This window comes from Caballeronia sp. 11_S32, from assembly GCF_056930355.1.
Genome location: NZ_JBXOWH010000008.1, coordinates 81082 through 99907, shown reverse-complemented (window position 1 = coordinate 99907; position 18826 = coordinate 81082). Strand labels below are relative to the sequence as shown.

The following is an 18826-nucleotide window of genomic DNA, read 5'->3' as shown; positions in this document are numbered from 1 at the left end:
CAAGCATCCGCGCCAGCGATCCGGCATTGCATGCGCTGCTTCCGATTGTGACATCGTTACGCGGCCCCGCCTCATCATCTCGCCAGCCAGTCATCTGTGGGCGCGGGTATCGAGCGAAACGAGGGCTTGGCGAAGAGGTAGCCCTGCATCAGCGAGACACCATGAGCGGCAAAAAAATCGCGCTCGCCACGGGTTTCGATCCCTTCGGCGATCACGCAAATGCCAAGATCGCGGCACATGGACAGCACGCCTCGCGCGATGCTCTGCCGCGCGGAACTCGTATCGATTCCGCGCACCAGTTCCATGTCGAGTTTAATCAGATCCGGCTGAAACTCGGCGAGCAGCGTGAGCCCGGAGTACCCCCGAAGTCGTCGATGGCCGTCCGAAAGCCGAAGCGTCGATACGCGCGAAAAATCTCGACCAGGTGCGAGCGGCTGATGATGTTCTCGCCTTCCACGGTCTCGAAGATGATGCGGTCAGTCGCGAATTGGTGTTTCTCGGCCGCGTCGAGCGTGCTACGGATACAGGCCTCCGGCTGGTAAACCGCGTTCGGCATGAAATTGATCGACAGGTATCCACTCGTGTTCATCGACGCGGCCTGTTGGAGACTTGGCAGCCGGTGCACTTGCGTGATGCATCGTTCATGGCGAACGGGATGGCCGCGGTTTTGTCGTTCATGAAATTTCCAATTGGCACATCGCTCATGCTTTGACTTTGATCGTATCGGCACGAGTCGATAAGGGCCTGATAGTCGAACAACTGCATCGAACTGTATGGAAGGCAGGTTGATGCGTCCCTGACCGTGAAGGGGTTCCGCATGCGTTGGCGGCCTCTTTCGTCGGCTCCGTTTCGTGCTGATTACTCGCGGCTTTTAGCTTTTGTCGCAGGTGGTGGGAGGGATAGACCATTAGTTGCGTTACGACGCAAAGACGGTGGTGTTCGCGTCGCGCATGTCGCATGCCCGCTATCGGCACTGCTTTTAATCCGCGGGCCTACCAGCAGTGCCCTTTCGTGAGTCCATCCATGCAAGCCAGCCGCGACGATACGCCCGCGCATCCGCGAGGGCGTGATGGATACGCGAGTCCCCGGTCTGGTAATAGGCTGCCACGGCACGGTCGTAGACTGTCGTATCGATCAGCGGCCGCAGGTCAAAATACCGCCCGTCGAGGTTGGCGGGGCGAGGCTCGCCAAGCAGTTGCAGCAGAAAGCGAAAATCGGTCGCCGAATCGCATGCCGCCTGCACATAGCGCGGTGCCGCGGCGAACCAGTGCCGAAGCTCGAGGCGCGCTTGCGCGAGCGCCAGCGGTAAGCCGTCCAGTCTCGGTAACACCTCGCGCAGGACAAACCCATTGCAGTCTGCAAGCTGCCACGTGTCGGCCAGTTCAACGTAGAACTCGCGGCGCCCGTCTTCTGCGACCAATCCCAGGCTGATCAGCCCCGGATCGGCCTGCCCTTCCCCCGTGTATTCCGTATCTAGAAAAAGCAGCATGCGTCGGCGCTCCTAGCGATCGTCTCGACCGGCGTCACGCCCCTTCCGTGCCTGGACGAGCGCCCTGCCGCTTTGATATCGAATGGTGACATGCTCATCTTTTATCGGTTGACGATCGAATCGACTGCGCTCGTGCAGCACATACTCGTGCTTGCCGACCGCCTGCGCGACGAAGTGAGCGTCCTCCCAAAGGATAGGTCCGGGGTAACGATTGTTCTGCGTGTTCGCGTGCGAAATGGTCGCGTTCGGATCTGATTGGCGGATCGCCTGCTTGATGTCCGAATCACTCACCCCTGCGTCGAGCGACGGCACCGGAGTTGGCTGCTGGCTCAGATGCGCCTCGCGCGTCGTCGACCAGATCGCCTCTTTTTCAAGCTGAAACTGACGCTCCAGCCCACGCAGCTCGAGATTGCGGATGGCAATGCCGTGTTCGACCGCCATGCGTACGACGCGCGCCTTGAACGCGAAATCGCCTCCATACACCCGAATGCCGTCCGGCCACTTCTGGTCGCTATACCGCAGGCTCAAGGCTAACGCTTCATCAGATACCTCGGCCCTTCTGTAGGTAATGCGCTCGCCCTCGTCCCGGAAGGCATCTTCGCCGCTCGGGAACTGGTACGTGACCCGGCCATTCTTCGCGACACGCCAGACGAGATTCTCAAGGCGTCGCACCTGAGGATCGGTGTATTGAGGTTGAGCCGGCATGATCGCGTTCACCTCGGCCTCGATCTCATCGAGGGCTTCCTTCTTTTTACGATTCCGGCCGTCCTGGTAGACCATCCCCCGTAGCGCGCTGATCGCCGCCTCGTCACCGAGCTGTGCCTGCTGCTCGACCCATTCCCGCCAGGTCGGAATGGGCGGCAACAGTTCGCGCCGCGCGTTGCGCTCCTGACGGATCTGCTCGACAAGCTGTGCGCGCAGGCGCGCCATCGAGACTTTCGCGACCATATACGCCTGCTGTTTTTGGACAGGGCTCAGCAATGGATCGCGGCGGATCGCGGATCGCACTTGCTTATGGTGCTCAAGAAGCGCCTGATGTCGCTCGCGATCCTCGGCGACAAAAGGCGCCAGTTGCTGGCGTGCTTCGGCCTGCCACGCGCGGGCGGCTTTCTCCTCGGTTTTAAAGCGGGCATGGAGCGCATCGCGCAACGCCCGGCGTTCGAGCCGGGACTCAAGGCGCTTATTCGGGTCGCGACGGTAGGTCTGCTTGGGCGCGACGCTCGTCTCAGCCGATGGCGCCTCAAAGGGTCCGAAACGCGCCTCCAACTCTTTTCGCCGGAGAAAGCGGAACGCCGCAGAGGCGCTGACAGCCAGCGGCTTGCCGTGCTTGGCCAGCGCGTCCTCGCTCACATCCGCGACGCGCAGCCCTCCTCCACCGGCGTCGCGCAACGCCAACCCATGCAGCGCCAACACCCGATGCACGTCTTGCCAGCTTCCGGTCGCTGCGTCGTTCAGCACGCGTTTCAGGTCCGCGGCCGGCTCGCCCTTGCACCAGGTCTCCAGCGACTGCTCACCTGACCAGACCTCGGCGCGTTGTGCGCCGGCACGGCTGGGCGCCAGGTCCGGATCACGGTAGTCGAGATTACGCACAATGCGTTTCTGGCCGTCGGTGACCACGACATTGAAGGCGCCGTTGTCGTGGTGCCAGCCAAACTGGATTTCGGCCTCACGCGCTGCACGATGGAGCGTCAGGTAATCGTAATAAGGATCGAAGGCCCGGAAAGTCTTGGGGTGAATGCGATTGACCTCGATATGCGCGTGCAAATTGTCGGTGTTCGCATGGATCGCGATGATGTACTGGTGATCCTGCATACCGAGCGCCGCCAGCGTGTGGCGCGCCGCTGCGAAAATGTCCTGCGTTGCCGGCCGCTCGTGTTCCGGCCACGACAGGATGTAGTGATAAACCGGCTCCTTCACGCGCGGTGCCTGCTGCGCGACGGCGTACATCTCCGCTGGCGCGTTCGCGAGCGACGACACCTGACTGATCTCCACACCGATCGTCTTTTCGACCTGCTCGCCCAGCGCGTCCAGCACGCTTTCTTTCGTGATGTACTGCGTGAGGGTCGACCAGCTGTATTTCTCTGGTGGATCGCCCGACTGCGTGATGCCGTGCGTGACATAGGCGGCCAACTGCCGGAACGACGATTTGCCGTCCCGGCGGTTTGGCACGACTTTGGGGATCATCGCTCATCCCCGCTCTGCCAGACGCGCTGGATGGCGGCGCATACGGCCTCCATCGTGTGCTCCATGCAGGCCGGCGACAGCGCACGCTCCGCCTCCGGCACGCCCTGCAGGCTCGCGTGCATGCCTTTGAGCTCGTCCACGCACTCGCGCAGCAGATTGATCGCATCGACGTCGGAACGCTGACGCATCGGACGCCCTAGCCCGGCGCGCGTGAGGTACTCCGTCACTGTCAACTTCCGGTCCCGCGCCTTGCCTTCAATGGCGGCTTTGTCTTCCGCTGTCAGGCGCAGCCGGACCGACTCACTTTTCCCCGCTTCACTGTCTTTTTTCATAGCTGTTTTCTGTTCTTCGAATCTCACTTGCGGTACGGGTCTCGGGGCGACGCCCTGAGTTCAACGGAAAGGATCGAAGTGCGACGGGGGCCGCAGGCCACCGAGCGCTTCGATCCGGTGTATCCGCGCGACTTGTCGCGTGGATACATTCCATATCCTGTCCTCAAGGTGTTGGGGGTCACCGTCAACCGTTTAGCCAATCGTTCCGCAAAGCATTTGGCATAGGATCGCGCACACCTCCGCGGGTGGTTCATCGCAACTCGCGAAGATCAACTTTTCCGCAAGCACCTGGAGGATCTCGTGATGTCGTCCGCAACCATTTATTCCGTCATCCATTACGGTGATATTGTATGATCATTCCGCACCGGATCGAGTAGCCGCAAAAGATATCGACATGCCAAGCCCAAAGAATCTAGAAAAGAAAGACATCGAGGTGACTCGTCAGTTGCTTGTAGAGGCGCTATATAGCCAGCTGCCTGAAGACCGCTACTGGAAGCGAGATGCAATCAAGCAGTTGCTCAGCACGCTCATCGCTTGCCGGGAGCGCGGGATGGCATTCGAGAAAATCGCGGAGATTTTCAAGAAAGGGGGGATCGCGATCGAGGTCGATACGCTCCGTAACTATTTCTTCGACGTCAAAACGCAGGCTGAGCTCGCAGCCGAAAGCGCTCGCCATGCGCAGAAGCTCGCTGCGACGCGAGAGGCTATACAGAAACAGGTAGAAGCCATCCATCAGAAGCATGGTGACGCAGTCGGGGAAAGGCGGGCACGACTCAGGCAGGCTTCCCCCGAGGTCTTTACGGTTGGCGATGATGTCGATGTCGGACTTCCGGATGGACAGCCTCAAAGCACGCAGACCGAAAGACGCGCACCAGACACCGTCAAGGAGAAGCCGATTTCGAAAGCCGAAATCGCGCGACCGGCTTCGCCGACCGCGCCGGTTCCTCCGCCTGCGGCGGAGGAACCGGCGCGGTTTGAAAGTGAAGGGGCGGTGCCAGAACCCGTCGCGAATATCAAACCCGTGTCAACGCTTCCAACGTCAGAAAAAGCTAATCGGGCTACGCCCGATGTTCAAAGTGAAGGAGCGATGACGCTCGCCGACATCGAGCAGGCGAGTCTGGCGACCGAAGAACGGACGCCATTGCTGGGAGATTTGGAGTTGAGGGCAGGGGACTTCGTCTATTACGTGTCCGGACAGCCTTTCCAGGGGCTGCTGACGGAACGACAGATCTACCTGCTAAGGAGAGTGGGGCGCATCATCGCGCCCACGGACTTGCGGTCGAGCAAAGACTTTGTTTCGATGCCGAGCAAACTGTGATGGATCAGGCCGCGTAACGAACCAATCAGCAAAGATCGAGATCGCGGCTGGCGTACTGCGCATCCCGTAGGCTCTCGTCGGCAGTCGAGAAGAAATCGTCCTGACGCGAGGCCGCGTCGAGCTTCGGCAAGGTCTTCGCATAGCGGCTGACGCTCGTACCGTCGATGCTGTTGGCGCCTGCGGCAGCACAAATATTAATCCGGCGCACCGTATTGACGTCGTCCTACATGAAGGTGGCAATTGCGACGGCGGGCCAACGAACCTCATGCGGCTGCGGTGGCCTCCTTCCATCCCGTTGAACCTCCAATAAAATGCCGACCGAAGGCGACCGCTCGTGCGCCACGTCTTCCAGCTGAACGCCGTCCTCTTGTACCGCGATGAACACCTTCGTCGGAATTCCTCGCAGGCGTTCTTTCCACGTAAGAGAGAACTGCAATGAAGCCATACCGCCTTGGGTACGGTTCGCATATGCAACTGTCGGCCGACTTCGCCGGCTGCACCGCCCTCTCCGCCTGCGCTCCAAGGGCGGTGCGGTCCTTACTTAGAGAGCGGATGGAAGCGCCCGCCGTCGCCGGGGAAAAGAGCGCTGCCATGGAACTCCCGAGCCCGGACAGCATTTCAACTTCACCTCTACTGACGACATAGTCGCTAGCCCCGACAAGGCCGGCGTGTAGGCCTTGTCGAGCCCTCCCATCCTGCATGCGCATCACAAGCGAAGTTCGATTCCATGCTGCTGGAAGACTTCCGCCGGCGACAAGCCCGCCTGCAGCGCCTCGGATGAGTCGAGCAGCGCCTCGTGCTCAAGCTGCTGCTGTTCCAGTAGCCGAATGAGCACGAAGATCTCGCCCTGGCTCTCGAGCGCGCGCAAACGCTCTGGCTGCTCAAGCGCCCATCGATCGGCGATACGCCACGCCGCAAAGTGATAGGGATGGCGACGAAGCGCGGCGAGCGTTTCGGGCGCAAGAACCCGCGACGCGATCGCCAGCGGCGGTGGATTGTCTTCAAGCATGACTTTTGTTCTCCATGTGCCTTTCGTGATTGCTGGACTACTGGTCGATAAGGCGGCCCTGCCCTTCTTCTGGCCGCAGGACCTCACCCGCCGGACTTCAAACCTTATTCGTGTGTCGGCGGCTAGCCGTCACTTGATCGAAAAAATTCTCGACGGCGTATTCAGAGGCATGCACACCAACCTGCCGATCAACCAGTTCGGATATGAGAGCGAGCTGATAGCTTCGAAGGTAAGACGACAAGGGCTCTGATTCGAAAAGGTGGTTGCCGTCCCACGTCTCTTCCCGCTTCAGATCCGGCTTTTGGGCGGCGGCCAAACTTAAAGCCAGAATTTTCACGGCTATCTGATCGTGAAGCCCGTTCTTGACGACGATATCGCGAACTAGCGCGCGCAATCGCACATCACCTAGGTTCTGCGGGAGCGCCGCCTCAGGTCCGCGTGCGGTCAACTCGCGCAATATCGCCATCACATCGGTGGGCGGCAAGTCGAACGCGGCAGACCGCGCGGTCCCGCTTGTAAGCTCAAGAAGTTCAGTTTCCATAATTGGCAACAAGTAATCGCGCGCCGGCTGGCACGGGCATGTCCGTTCTCAGACGCTAGCTTGCCGTTCGCGCGCAGCACCATCCCTTTAACCGCCGAAGTGAAAGCGGCATGTGGGCGTCGCAGTCGCGAGGCTCATTGAAAAATGAACACTATAGGTTGTAGCTCTAAAGGATTCAATATGGGGTGATCAACTCTTTTTCATGGAGTTGAGATGGTGCATCCGATGGGCATTGGCAAAGCGATCCGTCTTGTGCGTAGAGCACGGGGTCTAACCCAAGAGGACTTCTCAGATATTTCGAGTCGTACTTACCTAAGCAGCCTCGAACGGAATCTGAAATCGCCAACACTGGAAAAGCTGGCGCAATTGGCCGCCGTTCTTGACATCCACCCGGCGACGCTGGTCGCCGTCTCGATGCTTCCTGCATTGAACAGGTCGAGTGTTGACAGCCTGCTTGCCGTCTTGGACCGTGAACTTCACGACCTCTCATCGACAGTACGCGCCTGATTGACCGGGCTAACCGTCAGACTGTGATGTGGGAAAAACGGACAAGACACCACGACGCGTAGCATGCAGGGCGCGCTCCAGCTGCTGGCCGAATCCAATGCCCACAACTCTTTCCTGCGGCGCGTGGGTCTGGAAGCAAGGAAGCAAGCGCCGATCGCCGCAATGTGATCATGATCGATATCGAGCGGCGCAAGTCGGGCGTCCCGCACGAGGCGCGCCACAAAATCACCCGGCCGAACTGATCGCGCTAATTCTCGCCGAACGCCCACAGCGCATCATGGCTGGGCTGCAGAGCTAGCTGAACGGGCAAACTCTACCGGCTGCTACAGCCGCGGAGTTTCACCAGTTGATGACTGCGCTAGCCGGCTAACCGAAAGAAGCCGAATGGGTTCACGCGCGCTCCGCGTCATGTCGCGATCTAGTTCGTTCATAACGTCCTATCTCGCGGGCTGTGAGGCGAACGTGAACCAAGCGGATTACGCTTGTCTTCAAAATGTGACAAATTCCGGCCCAACGCATGCCAGCGTTGAGAACCCCAACGGTCCTGTATGGCACTGTCCGCACGACTGTAAATCGAATGAAGCTGAGTGGAAAAATCCGTGCGTTAGAACAAAAGTGACATTTTCCGGCCCACACATTCGCGCCCAACGCTGAGCACCGGGCATTTCATTCCTGGTAAAGGTGACAGATTACGGCCTGATACATGGCGTCAGGCATCCGCCAATTTTAGACGGCGTTGCGGATTTTCGATGAAGCTGAACTCTAACGAGTACACCGCACGACCTCGTTTAATGCCCCTCCAGTCGATAACCAGATCAGCTTTCTCGTTCAGTTCGCTGACAGCCATCTCAATCACACGGCGTTTAATGTCGGCGAACCGATAAGTCTCTGGGATCTCCAGTACAGCACGGAGGTCGTCGACCGTGATGAGAAGCGTGCCTCGATCCTTTTCCCGCATCAAAAGCTCAAGCAGGCGCCACGAGTAGATTGACTGTAGTCCCCGTGCAAATTCAAGCTGGTAGCTGACGAATCGGCGCTGTAGAAGAAAGATGTGAGGGGTCAAGTCCGGAGAAAAACAAATCTCCGCCCACCCCTCGCCATCGTGATACGTGGCTTTCCAGACCCATCTGAGTTGGACCCTTTTCTTGCCGTCGACATATGTCAGCTTTCGCTCTAGCAAGCTCGTACAAGCGTCTTTCATGCCCTGATACGCAGCGGCGGCTTGCTTCTCGCCGCTACGGGGTGCGAGTGCAGCCACTGCGGCAAACTCGTCTGCTTTAATTCTGACCGACACATAGCCATCGGCTTTGCCGTGTTGATACGGGGACTTACGGCTATCAATGCTGCGCAGCGCGGTCATCATCAGCCGTTTTTCGTTCAGCGATAAACCATGCTGAGCATTGACTAATGCACGACTCATCGCCACCGTACCTCGAACTCGGCCATCGATCTCGAGAATATCATCGGGTGCAGCACCGAGCTCAATGGCCATTGACTCGATGACTTCCGCGGCGGTCTGAGAAGGAACGAGCGCTGATGCTGCGTTCGCCTTTTCGGGAATTTCCACGCTCTTTTCCATTTCAGCCCTTGGTGACTTCATTTTTGTACGCGGGGTGCTCGTCACGCATTTTAAAAGGTGACACGACTTTTGCAAGTCACCGTTGTGGATAACGGTCGGAAAACGTCACACGTAGGCCGGATGATGTCCATTCGAGGCCAGAAAAAGTCCACTTTGGACCGCTTGACGTCACCGCTAGGCCGTTAGATGTCACCTTTTAACATCGTCCGTATCGCGGAAACCCTTTCCTGACAACGGGTTGCGGGAACCGGGTCCGCGTTTACAAAAGGTTCTACAAAGAGGTTTACGAACTGTCTCACGAACTGTTTTACAAAAAGGCTTAAGAAAAATTAGCTTCGACAAAGCCTTCGGCCACTACTTCTCGCCCTTTGATCAAACGTTCCGGGCATAAGACAACTCCTAACTTGACGTGACCAAAAATTCGTTGGGCCGGAATCTGTCACTTTTCTTTTAATAGTCTCGCAGTAAAGGGACTCGTGCGTAGGCCGCCTAGATGCGGTGAGACCGCAATATGTCACCTTTTGATTTTCGGAGTACCAGGTTTCGCATTTGCGCCAGGCCGGAATCTGTCACCTTTCGGTGTTTTCGCGACAAGCAACCTCCCTGTGTTGATGACGGGCCGTATCGCGTCACCTTTCGATCGTTCGGTAAGTTCGCGGTCCGCGTTCTTAGCAGCAATTGTCCAGAGCGGTGCTAACGAACACGCACAGCCCTTACGCGCGTCGGCGTTCATCCTCTTCTATGTGATCGCGCAGATCGGGTTCGCGCAGATCGGGTCGTGGGGCGAGGCCTTGCATGCAGTTCACGGCGCGGGAAAGCATACCCGGCACGGTCTTGGATGAGCACTCGCGCTCGGCTGTGTCGCCTGAAATGTCCTTACGGTCGGCGGCGGTCGCGTGGCAATCGAATCACATGGTCATCATCCATCTGGGTAAGGGTGGCGCGCCATACAAGCCGCCTAAGCACTTCATCGTGGCACTGCCCCGCGCGGGAAGTCACTGTTGTGCTCTGAAGCTCAAAGGTGACGGAATGCGGCCCAAGAGAATTAGCCCTTATGTCGCAGCCTTTTCAGCGATCTTTGTTCTGCCGATTTTTGGTTGATGTTTGCGGTTTTTCTCTTCCGCCCTCCCTCTGATAGTCGCTTCAGCGTTGCGTTAGCGCCGCGTTGTTCATAGTTTACTTGAAGTAAACCAGGCGCATGGATATTCTCCCGGTTACCAGAACTTTTCAATGAAACCGGGATACATCCCAACAACCTGGATAAGGACGATCCGTGAACGCACCCGACCTCTCGCTGACGAGAATGCCGGAGGCCGAGGAGGAGGTCTCCGTCGATGATCTCGTCGAACTCTCGAGCCAAGCTGGCGACGTACTCGACAAAATCCGCGATGCAATGCTTGAGCCCTATCCTCGCAAGAAGGCGCCTGCCTTCACTAGCGCAACTCTGGCCAATCTATGCGGTATCGATAAGCCGCGTGTGAAGTATCTCAGTGGCAAAGGCGATTTGCCGGTGGGCACGTCCACGGGTGCCGGCCGTGCCAAGGTCTTCACTTTGGAAGAAACCATAACTTGGATCAAGGCTACGTCGAAGCGCGCGACTCGCCCCAAAGGCGCACGTGCGCGCGTAATCTCGATCGCCAACTTCAAAGGTGGCGTAACCAAGACAACCACGGCGGTTTCAGTTGCGCAAGGGTTAACCTTGCTAGGACGCAAAGTTTTGCTGATTGACTGCGATCCGCAAGGCTCGACGACTCAACTGTGCGGTTATGCGCCAGAGACCGAAGTCACCGATGAATCGACTCTCCTGCCTCTGTTCTACGGCGAGGAGTCCGACGTACGGTTCGCAATCCGCGAGACGTATTGGCATAACCTCGATCTCATCCCAGCCCGAATTGCGTTGTCGGACGCTGAATTTGAGGTGCCTGCCAAGCTACTGTCAGACCGGAAGTTCGAGTTCTGGAACATTCTCAACAAGGGACTCGGGCCGGTCCTGCAGGACTATGACGTGGTTATCGTCGACACGCCACCGGCGCTGAGCCAGTTGACAACGAACGCTCTGGTGGCTGCCGATGCGATCCTTCTGCCATGCCCTCCTGAAGGCATGGACTTCGCCAGTTCTACCCAGTTCTGGCGTCTCTTCTCCGAGGTCGCCCGTCGATTGCCGAACGTCAAGGACGAGAAGCGCTACGACTTCGTCAAGGTCATCATGACGAAGGTGAAGAGCACTGAGCTTTCTCGTGTCGTCCAAGGGTGGTTGCACAAAGCATACGGGGCGCGTGTTCTGCCCATCCTTTTGCCGGAATCAGGCATCCAAGTGAGCGCGGCAGCAATGCTCTCGACGATCTATGACGTATCCAAGTCGGAAGTGAACAGTTCATCGTACGCTCGTATACGCCAGCCCTTTGACCAACTGACTGAATATCTTGACAGCCAGCTCGTGAGAGCGTGGACGAAGGAGGTGGCGTAAATGAGCATGGCAAAACGCATGGCCGAAAGGACGAACAACATTCAAGCAGAATCGACCAAACGGGCACCCGTAGCCGATGTTCCCAGAACCTCGACAGGTCGTCTACTCGACGTCCAGCTGCGAGTGAATGAAGCAATCGATCGCGCCGAGGGTGCCGAAGCAAAAGCTGCAAATGCTGAGGCTGCTCGGCAAGCAGTCGAACAGTCCCTTGCTGACGCACGGAAACAACTTGAAGCGCTTGCGACGTCCTCATCGAGTGCGGCGAAGGACCTTGATATCAATACACTCATAGAAGTGGAGGGACGTCGTCGGACGCTTTCGGCAGATGAGTACACGGAGCTGCGCGCGAACCTCGCGGCGAGCGAGCTAATACATCCGATCGTGTTCCGCCCTTTGGGCGATGGTCGGAACGAACTCATTTCTGGCCATAACCGTGTATCTATCTATCGTGAGCTAGGCCGCAGTCGAATTAAGGCCGTACCGTTTACTGGCTCGAAAGCCGAAGCCGAAATGGGTGCGGCGTTTTCAAATCTCTTAGCACCCTCACTTCCCGACTTCGAAAAGTACCGGCAATTTGTTCGCATGGTTGAGTTTTCAGGACTGTCACAAACGGACATCATCCGATTGTCTGGTCTGACACAAGGCCACGTGGCCCGGATCTTCTCGTTCGCAAATCTTCCGATGGAAGCAAAGGAACTGATCTCGAAGAACCCACATCGTCTGGGCGGCAACGCTGCCCAAAAGCTAGCGATGCTATCGGAACAGGGGCACGTGACGCTGGTCATCGATGCCGTCAAAAAACTGATCGAGGACTCAACGCTCACGCAGGAGAAGGCGGTGGCGCTTGCATCGCCGAAGGCGCAGAAGCCGCCGGCTCCTCAAGTTCAGACGTTCAATCGAGGTAGGCGCAAGATCTGCGATATGTCAGTGCGCAGCGGCGTAATAGCGCTACGCTTCAGTGGCAAACAAGGGGAGGCGGTAGCCAGCGAATGGAGTGAGAAGATCGCTGAATACATCCGGACCCATCTGCTGGTTGGTGAGTAACATTCTTTTTGAATGTCCTTATTAATCAGTATATTAAAGAGGCGCTGTTTGCCGTTGAGAAGGACATTCTTTTAGAATGTTCTTCTCAAACAATGGCTTACCGAAAAACTGGTTTGGATCCGGATGCTTTCGGGTCATACAAGATATTCCGCTGTGTGCTGACGCGGTGGTCGCGCCCTTGCCCTACCATGCGGACCCTCTACGGTGTCTCGACGATGTGGAAGCCGCCGGGCTCATCGACCGCCGACCGAAGTCTCACTAGCTGAAGCTGGGCTCTTCGGTCATGCATATTTCACGGAACACGTAACCGCCCTACTCGGCCTCGTTGAGCCCACGCGTGCACGATCTGCGAACGGCGTGGGCGTGCACGCTCGCGAGATCACTGTAGCGTGCCTCTCGTGGGCGTTTATTTGGATTGGAGTTTTCATTCCAGCATCCGTCTGCCATTTTGGCAAACAGCGGAATGTATAAGGGATCTTAGCCCTCTCGTTTTTCAGAAGAGACAAGCGGCGCAGGTGCGAGCGGAGGTAGGTGCCAGCGGATCTTCAACGTCGGCGCGGTCGGGATTTTCTCGATTTTTCTTGACTTTCATCTCATGCGCGAAGCACGCGAGTGGCCAGCCTCAGGTAATCCAAGGTGGTTCCGACGACATCGAAGAGGCGTTTGCCATCCGGCATAGATTAACTATCTGCGCGCCCTTCTGCGCAACTCTCTGGTCTTCAGCAAGGTGTACGTCGCCGTCGGGATGTTCAAGCGGCAGAAAGTCATCGGCTTCTATCAGGAGTTCAAGCAAAGCGCGTAGCGCCTGAGTACGCCGGTGAGACTTTCATCGACAGAGAGGGCCAGCGTCGGTTCGAGATCGACTCCGATGGCGGAATCGAGGGCGATCATCAGCGTGGCAGAGAGCGTCGGTTGCTAGGCCGCCGGCTGGAGGCAGCCGTTTGTCCGCGCCTTAGCCGCTGTCACCATTCGTCCGGCCACCGCGCTTGATCTCGAGCCATCCGACGCGCGCGACATCGAAAAACTCGCTCTCCGAAAGTGCGCGGGGATAGGATTGACCACGGCACAAAGCACAGACGTTTCGTTCGAATGCAAGAAGCCTCGCGTCATCCGCAAGGTTCGCGAGCCCATAGATCGACTCCGCCGACTGTTGCAGCCGCGGTGATCGTTGCATGATCAGCCCAATGGGTCGGTGGTGGTGTTCGCGAGGTCAGCCGGGCGCCTGGCTAACCGACGTCTCGACGCGCTTCTGGTCGCCGCAAAGCGGATCCAGCGCGCACCGCCAGCGTTCACTTTTGCCGCTGGAATAAACTTTTCAGCCGGTCGTGTAGCATTGCATGAGCCTGTGGGGGAATCGAGACGGGCAAGCGGAGGGGAGGTCTGTGAGAACCGATCAACATGCTCAGGCAGAACTGGCCCACATCGGGCAGAGATCTCAGAACTTGAGCGCGTCGAGACGAACGCGCGCAGTGGGCCCGATGCGGCATGCCGTCATGCGGCGAGAGTACTGGCAGCGGCGCATCGATGCAGTAGTGGCCGCATCGAGGGACGAGTTCTTGCTGCGCGATGCGGCTGCGCTGCGATCCGCCTGGCGGACGTAATCGCCGCGATGCACGAACAAGATACGGGGTGTGCAGGGGAGGGAGAGCGGCAATAGAAAATGAAGCGAAGCTGCGTGAGAGGCGGCGCAGGTGCAGACCAGCATGCGCCGCCGCACGGTCATCCGGCTTGCTCAACGTGCGTCAGTTCTATATCGAGCTTCTGCATGCCGCGCAGCACCTCGGGGCTTTTACGCCGATGCCATCGACCGAGACGATTCGCCGCCCGTGCGCGCAGAGCGTGGCCGGGCTACCCCTAACAACCTCTAACACATGCACGCCCCTCGTGTCGCGGCGGCCCGGCGCCAGGCGGCCCGGCGCCAGTATGGAGTCGTTCAAGCGACGGTCGCAGTATCCACCAATATGTCGCGCAAAACGCAACTACCGATCTCTACCAAAAAACCACAACGTCAAATACGCCATGCGACTCCTGTCACGGTCTCGAACTCGGCCAACGTGAGACGGCGTTTCGAGAGACAGCGTCGTCACCCCGGCTGACAACGTCTGCTCCAGCGCCGAGTAAGCTATAGGCTCTCGTCTGCGCTGCAGGGCGGAGCGTACCTGCGGCGTGCGCAGATCACACTCGGCGATGAACGGCTCCTGCCTTCCCATCGGTTCGAATGGGTAATCGCGTTCCATGATCTCTGTTTGTCTGAGTGTAGGACGGGAGCCATGACGACGCGAGGCTGGGCCGGGGTACCGACGCGTTCGGGCCTTCTGGGGCTCGTTCTGCCGTCAAGTCATGGTTAGCGTAAAGCCGATAACGTCTAAAGGCTGAGCTTATCGGGATGAATGGCGTTCTTGCCTTCTCGGTTGCCTTCCGGCAACGGGCGGGTCAAGATACCGCCGGCGATCGCGAGGGCGACGCCTTTTTTAACCATCAAGGCACAACAAAACATGGCAACGGGTACGGTCAAGTGGTTCAAGGACGACAAGGGGTTCGGCTTCATCACGCCCGATGGCGGCGGTGAGGACCTGTTCGCGCACTTCTCGGAAATCCGCGCCGAGGGATTTAAAACCCTCAAGGAAGGGCAGAAGGTGACGTTCGACGAGAAGCTGGGGCCGAAGGGCAAGCAAGCGGCCAACATCAAGCCGGCGTAAGCGCGTTTGGCGTAAAGGCGTCCCGGCGATCGAGCGATGGTCGGGGCAATAGTAGGGCAGGGCGGAGGCCGGAAGGCGGTCCTCGGAGGCGGGAAATTCACCGAATAACAAAACTCGCCTTGTCTGCTAATTCTTATTAGCAGTGAACCATTTAATGGCTAAAATGGACGGTAGGGCGCTTTGCGTCTCTTCTGGGTGCGCTGTTGGTATCATTTGGACTATAATAAAGGTTCAAATGAACCCAAATCAACTCTTAGCCGTCCCGGAGGTCCCATGCTGCTGGTATCGCCCGAACAGATCGCCGCGGTGATGGCGCTCACGCGCATCCCGCACTCGGTGGCCGAACTCGATGAACAAGTCCGCGAGGGCCTGCCGAAGTCGGCCTTGAAGGAAGGCGTGGAACACGCGACGCGCAGCGCCGAGGAACGGCGCGCGCTGCTCGCGCGCATCGTGCCGGAGGCCACCTTCAAGCGCCGGCGCGACAAGCTCAGCCCCGACGAGTCGGAAAAGACCGAACGGCTCGCGCGCATCGTCGCGACCGCCCGTTACGTGTGGGACGACGAGGCGGACGCGCGAGAATTCTTGAACACCGCGCATCCGTTGCTCGAGGGACGGACGCCGGTCGACGTGGCCTTGAGCGAACTCGGGGCGCGTCGCGTCGAGGAGCTGCTGTGGAAGCTGTTTTACGGGTTGCCCGCATGACGCTCTATATAGAAGGCATCGAGGAGGAGTTCGAGGCAGAGGGCGAGCCAGCGGTCGAGGTTCCGGCCTGATGCGGATTTTTCGAATTGCGGACCGGCGCCATCCGGTGTGGAGCGGCACCGGCGCGATGCTGGTCGGCGGCCGTTTCAACAGTCCGGGTCGGCCGGTGATCTACGGCGCACTGAACTTTGCCGGCGCGATGCTCGAAGTGCTGGTCCACGCGCGCATTGGCAAGGTGCCGAAGCACCATGTGTGGGTCGAAGCGCAGGTGCCCGAGGACATCCTGATTGAGCGGGTGAACGCCGAGGCGTTGCCGGTGGGCTGGGAGGCGCCCGATGCCCAGGTCGCGCGCCGCTTTGGTGACCAGTGGATCGAGGAGGCGAGGTCGGCCGTGCTGGTGGTGCCGTCGGTGGTGGCCCGGGCGGAATGCAATGCCGTGGTGAATCCCGCGCATCCGGATGCCGCGCGCCTGGTGGTGTCGGCGCCGCAACCAGTCGTTTGGGATCAACGGTTGTTTACGGGCGGACGCGACGGGCCTCCTGCATAGCCTCACCGTCCTTCCCTGGAAAGACTCACCTTAATCAGAACGCGTTGGAGCCGCTCCTTCTGTTGATTGTTTAACAAGGGCGCTTGAGAGAGCGAATAAGATGGCCAATCAACCGCAACAGCTGACCCTGCCGCCGCCGCGCACCTACACGCGCACCGACTTCACCGCGCTGCGCGCGTTCGTGCAGCGCTTGCCGCCGGCGACGATCGCGCGCCTCTATTACGATCCCGAGCGTTCGCCGCATGCGACCAGTGCCGATGCGATGGAACGGTTTCTGTGCACCATGCGCGATGACCTGGTCCATCTCGCGTTGCTGCATGGCTCGTCGGTGCTGGCCGACCACCTGAAGGCGTCGATCAAGCAGCACGGCAGCGCGAAGCTCACCGCGGTAACCCTGCGCATGGTCGAGCAGGCGTCGACGCTCGCGGCGGCCGTGCCGCTCACCACGCACCCGGTTCACCTGTGGTTCCGGCCACTGATCGCGCAACGTCTGAGCGGAGAGGGGATCGGCACGCTCGGCGCGCTGATCGAGTACTGCAATGCGCGCGGTGGCAGCTGGTGGCGGTCGGTGCCGCGCATCGGCGCGTTGCGCGCGCGGACTCTCGTCGCGTGGCTGCGGCGGCATGAGACGACGCTCGGCATGAAGGTCGCCGCCGATGTCGACACGGCGTCGTTGGTGCCCACTGAAACGCGCGGTACGAAGGGTGAAGTGCAGGGCGGCGATCACGTTGTCGTGGTCGGCGGAGATCCCAGCGAACCGCGCCTTGCGCCCTTCGAGCACTTGGCCGTGCCGGCCGAATTATCGGGTACGACGGGTTTCAATCGAGCAAACAACTTTGCGTTCATTCGCGCCGAGCACGATCTCGCGGCGGTCCACGCGTACCTGCACCGTTATCGTGATCGACCGACGACCTTGCGCGCCTACACGCGCGAGCTCGAACGTCTGATCCTATGGAGCGTGGTGGTGCGACGCAAGGCGTTGTCGTCGCTCGCGGTCGAAGACTGTGAGGCCTATAAGGATTTTTTGAAGAATCCCTTGCCGTCGTTCACGGGACCGAAGCGGCCACGCACGAGTGGAAGGTGGCGGCCGTTTTCACCAGAGTGCTTATCCGCGGACAGTCAGGCGTATGCGGTGCGGGTGCTACGGGCCGCCTTTGCCTGGCTGGTCGAGGTGCGCTATCTGGCGGGCAATCCATGGAGCGCCGTCCACGAACCAGCGACGATTACGCGTGAGTTGGCGGTGCAGGTGCACCGGGCACTGCCGGCCAAACTATGGGCGCAGGTGCGTGCAGCGCTGGATGAACGATGTGACCGCCACCTGTTGTCCGACTCCAACGCTTCCGCCGATGAGGACGTGCGTCAATGGCGCGCCGCACGCGCGGCGATTTTGTTGATGGGTGACTCAGGTCTGCGCCGTGCGGAAGCCGCCGCGGCGCGACGAGAGGATTTGCGTCCAGCCGAAGATCCGGACGACCGCCCAACAGCGGAACGCAGGAAATCTGCAGTCCGTGCACCGACGAGCAGCGCATCGGTCAATGATGCATCGACGACCAATGCGTCGACTGACACTTCGGCGCCGGCACAAAAAGCGTTACCGGATTCAAACTCCGGCGCCGCTCGGGTCACCCGCGCTGTTTGGACCCTGACCATCGTGGGTAAGCGTCGCAAGCAACGCACGGTGCCGGTCAGTCGCGCGACCGTCGCCGCGCTACGCGCGCACTGGCGGGACCGGGGTCACGACTTCGACGCCGCTGGCGCGCAGGGGCCCTTGATCGCGCCGACCTGGATTCCGGGCACGCCTGCGGCTATCGAACGGCACGATGCGCGTTCTGACCGATCCAACGAACAGGGTAGGGCACAAGCGATGCCCTATACAGTCGACGCCTTGGGCCGGATCGTTCGCATGGCGATGCAGCGACTGAGTGTGCAGACCGCGGCGTTGGCCGACTTCAGCACGGAGGACTTGGTGCAGCTGGCCAACACCTCGTCCCACGCTTTTAGGCACACATTCGGGACGCGGGCTGTCGCGCGTGAGATGCCGACTGACGTCGTGCAGTCGATCCTGGGACACGCGTCGTTGCAGACGACCTCGATCTACGTGCGGGCTGAGCGACGCCGCATGCTCGACGCCGCGGCGCTTTACTACGCCGACGATGAGGCATAGGGGAGCACTCTCGCTCGAGTGCGCAAGGGGAGTTCGACGCGTGAGGGTCCGCTTATTCATAAAGCGTGCGAACTCGGCGAGGGCGCCGGCTTGTTGCCACGAGGAATCGGCATCCGCAGATCCCGCACTTCGTTTAGGGTGTGGGCGAAGAACCGATCGATATCGGGGCGTTGGATCCAAATCGTTTGCTACTGTGCTCGGCGCACAGAGTCCTCTCCCGAAAAGGCGTAGTCTGCAACAAAAG

At 59.4% G+C, this 18826-nt stretch carries 15 protein-coding genes and 1 pseudogene; 9 read left to right on the top strand and 7 right to left on the bottom strand.

The genetic code is table 11. The annotated features are described in order from the left end of the window. Nucleotides 1–74: 74 nt before the first annotated feature. The 4 genes and pseudogenes from AC1Z32_RS41830 to AC1Z32_RS41815 all read right to left on the bottom strand — a co-directional run. Nucleotides 75–574: pseudogene (locus AC1Z32_RS41830) on the bottom strand (EAL domain-containing protein); the annotation flags it as partial. Between the two features lie 405 nt (nucleotides 575–979). After that, a complete protein-coding gene (locus tag AC1Z32_RS41825) occupies nucleotides 980–1489 on the bottom strand; it encodes a hypothetical protein (protein WP_483484743.1) in 510 nt (169 codons plus the stop codon). Nucleotides 1490–1501: 12 nt separating this feature from the next. Further along, nucleotides 1502–3673, bottom strand: coding sequence for a TraI/MobA(P) family conjugative relaxase (traI, locus tag AC1Z32_RS41820; RefSeq protein WP_483484742.1), 2172 nt, complete (start codon nucleotides 3671–3673; stop codon nucleotides 1502–1504). Further along, a complete protein-coding gene (locus AC1Z32_RS41815) occupies nucleotides 3670–4005 on the bottom strand; it encodes a plasmid mobilization protein (RefSeq protein ID WP_483484741.1) in 336 nt (111 codons plus the stop codon). The genes traI and AC1Z32_RS41815 overlap by 4 nt, the downstream gene beginning before the upstream one ends. Nucleotides 4006–4399: 394 nt before the next feature. Between AC1Z32_RS41815 and AC1Z32_RS41810 the strand changes: the two genes are divergently transcribed. Then, a complete protein-coding gene (locus AC1Z32_RS41810) occupies nucleotides 4400–5323 on the top strand; it encodes a hypothetical protein (RefSeq protein ID WP_483484740.1) in 924 nt (307 codons plus the stop codon). A gap of 706 nt (nucleotides 5324–6029) precedes the next feature. Here AC1Z32_RS41810 and AC1Z32_RS41805 read toward each other — a convergent pair. Then, entirely contained in the window at nucleotides 6030–6332 is a 303-nt protein-coding gene (locus AC1Z32_RS41805; RefSeq protein WP_483484739.1) for a hypothetical protein, read from the bottom strand. A 97-nt stretch (nucleotides 6333–6429) separates the two neighbouring features. Continuing rightward, complete coding sequence (locus tag AC1Z32_RS41800) at nucleotides 6430–6885, bottom strand: hypothetical protein (RefSeq protein WP_483484738.1); 456 nt, start codon at nucleotides 6883–6885, stop codon at nucleotides 6430–6432. Between the two features lie 201 nt (nucleotides 6886–7086). Here AC1Z32_RS41800 and AC1Z32_RS41795 point away from each other — a divergent pair, with 201 nt between their 5' ends. After that, on the top strand, nucleotides 7087–7380 hold the full coding sequence (locus AC1Z32_RS41795) for a helix-turn-helix domain-containing protein (protein WP_483484737.1): 294 nt from the start codon (nucleotides 7087–7089) through the stop codon (nucleotides 7378–7380). A 709-nt stretch (nucleotides 7381–8089) separates the two neighbouring features. Here the strand turns inward: AC1Z32_RS41795 and AC1Z32_RS41790 are convergent. Beyond that, nucleotides 8090–8947 (bottom strand): RepB family plasmid replication initiator protein, encoded by an 858-nt coding sequence (locus tag AC1Z32_RS41790; protein ID WP_483484736.1) that lies wholly within the window; start codon nucleotides 8945–8947, stop codon nucleotides 8090–8092. A gap of 807 nt (nucleotides 8948–9754) precedes the next feature. Between AC1Z32_RS41790 and AC1Z32_RS41785 the strand changes: the two genes are divergently transcribed. The 7 genes from AC1Z32_RS41785 (at nucleotide 9755) to AC1Z32_RS41755 (ending at nucleotide 18582) form a co-directional block, all read left to right on the top strand. Beyond that, entirely contained in the window at nucleotides 9755–10060 is a 306-nt protein-coding gene (locus AC1Z32_RS41785; protein WP_483484734.1) for a hypothetical protein, read from the top strand. Nucleotides 10061–10232: 172 nt separating this feature from the next. Then, nucleotides 10233–11426, top strand: a complete 1194-nt coding sequence (locus AC1Z32_RS41780) for a ParA family protein (protein WP_483484733.1) — start codon at nucleotides 10233–10235, stop codon at nucleotides 11424–11426. Continuing rightward, the gene (locus tag AC1Z32_RS41775) at nucleotides 11427–12470 is read left to right on the top strand and encodes a ParB/RepB/Spo0J family partition protein (RefSeq protein ID WP_483484732.1); all 1044 of its coding nucleotides are present in this window, start codon (nucleotides 11427–11429) and stop codon (nucleotides 12468–12470) included. Between the two features lie 2495 nt (nucleotides 12471–14965). Further along, nucleotides 14966–15169 carry a cold-shock protein gene (locus tag AC1Z32_RS41770; RefSeq protein ID WP_483484762.1) on the top strand — a complete coding sequence of 68 codons (204 nt, stop codon included), beginning with the start codon at nucleotides 14966–14968 and terminating at the stop codon, nucleotides 15167–15169. Nucleotides 15170–15442: 273 nt separating this feature from the next. Then, nucleotides 15443–15871, top strand: a complete 429-nt coding sequence (locus AC1Z32_RS41765) for an antitoxin Xre/MbcA/ParS toxin-binding domain-containing protein (protein WP_483484731.1) — start codon at nucleotides 15443–15445, stop codon at nucleotides 15869–15871. Between the two features lie 70 nt (nucleotides 15872–15941). Next, on the top strand, nucleotides 15942–16418 hold the full coding sequence (locus AC1Z32_RS41760) for an RES family NAD+ phosphorylase (protein WP_483484730.1): 477 nt from the start codon (nucleotides 15942–15944) through the stop codon (nucleotides 16416–16418). A gap of 100 nt (nucleotides 16419–16518) precedes the next feature. Further along, nucleotides 16519–18582, top strand: coding sequence for a phage integrase family protein (locus tag AC1Z32_RS41755; RefSeq protein WP_483484729.1), 2064 nt, complete (start codon nucleotides 16519–16521; stop codon nucleotides 18580–18582). Nucleotides 18583–18826 lie beyond the last annotated feature (244 nt).

Bases quoted from the DNA above. Each gene is read 5' to 3' on its own strand.
- AC1Z32_RS41755 (WP_483484729.1), top strand. From the start codon at position 16,519: ATGGCCAATCAACCGCAACAGCTGACCCTGCCGCCGCCGCGCACCTAC.
- AC1Z32_RS41775 (WP_483484732.1), top strand. From the start codon at position 11,427: ATGAGCATGGCAAAACGCATGGCCGAAAGGACGAACAACATTCAAGCA.
- AC1Z32_RS41825 (WP_483484743.1), bottom strand. From the start codon at position 1,489: ATGCTGCTTTTTCTAGATACGGAATACACGGGGGAAGGGCAGGCCGAT.
- AC1Z32_RS41805 (WP_483484739.1), bottom strand. From the start codon at position 6,332: ATGCTTGAAGACAATCCACCGCCGCTGGCGATCGCGTCGCGGGTTCTT.
- traI (WP_483484742.1), bottom strand. From the start codon at position 3,673: ATGATCCCCAAAGTCGTGCCAAACCGCCGGGACGGCAAATCGTCGTTC.
- AC1Z32_RS41785 (WP_483484734.1), top strand. From the start codon at position 9,755: ATGCAGTTCACGGCGCGGGAAAGCATACCCGGCACGGTCTTGGATGAG.
- AC1Z32_RS41810 (WP_483484740.1), top strand. From the start codon at position 4,400: ATGCCAAGCCCAAAGAATCTAGAAAAGAAAGACATCGAGGTGACTCGT.
- AC1Z32_RS41760 (WP_483484730.1), top strand. From the start codon at position 15,942: ATGCGGATTTTTCGAATTGCGGACCGGCGCCATCCGGTGTGGAGCGGC.
- AC1Z32_RS41795 (WP_483484737.1), top strand. From the start codon at position 7,087: ATGGTGCATCCGATGGGCATTGGCAAAGCGATCCGTCTTGTGCGTAGA.
- AC1Z32_RS41770 (WP_483484762.1), top strand. From the start codon at position 14,966: ATGGCAACGGGTACGGTCAAGTGGTTCAAGGACGACAAGGGGTTCGGC.
- AC1Z32_RS41765 (WP_483484731.1), top strand. From the start codon at position 15,443: ATGCTGCTGGTATCGCCCGAACAGATCGCCGCGGTGATGGCGCTCACG.
- AC1Z32_RS41815 (WP_483484741.1), bottom strand. From the start codon at position 4,005: ATGAAAAAAGACAGTGAAGCGGGGAAAAGTGAGTCGGTCCGGCTGCGC.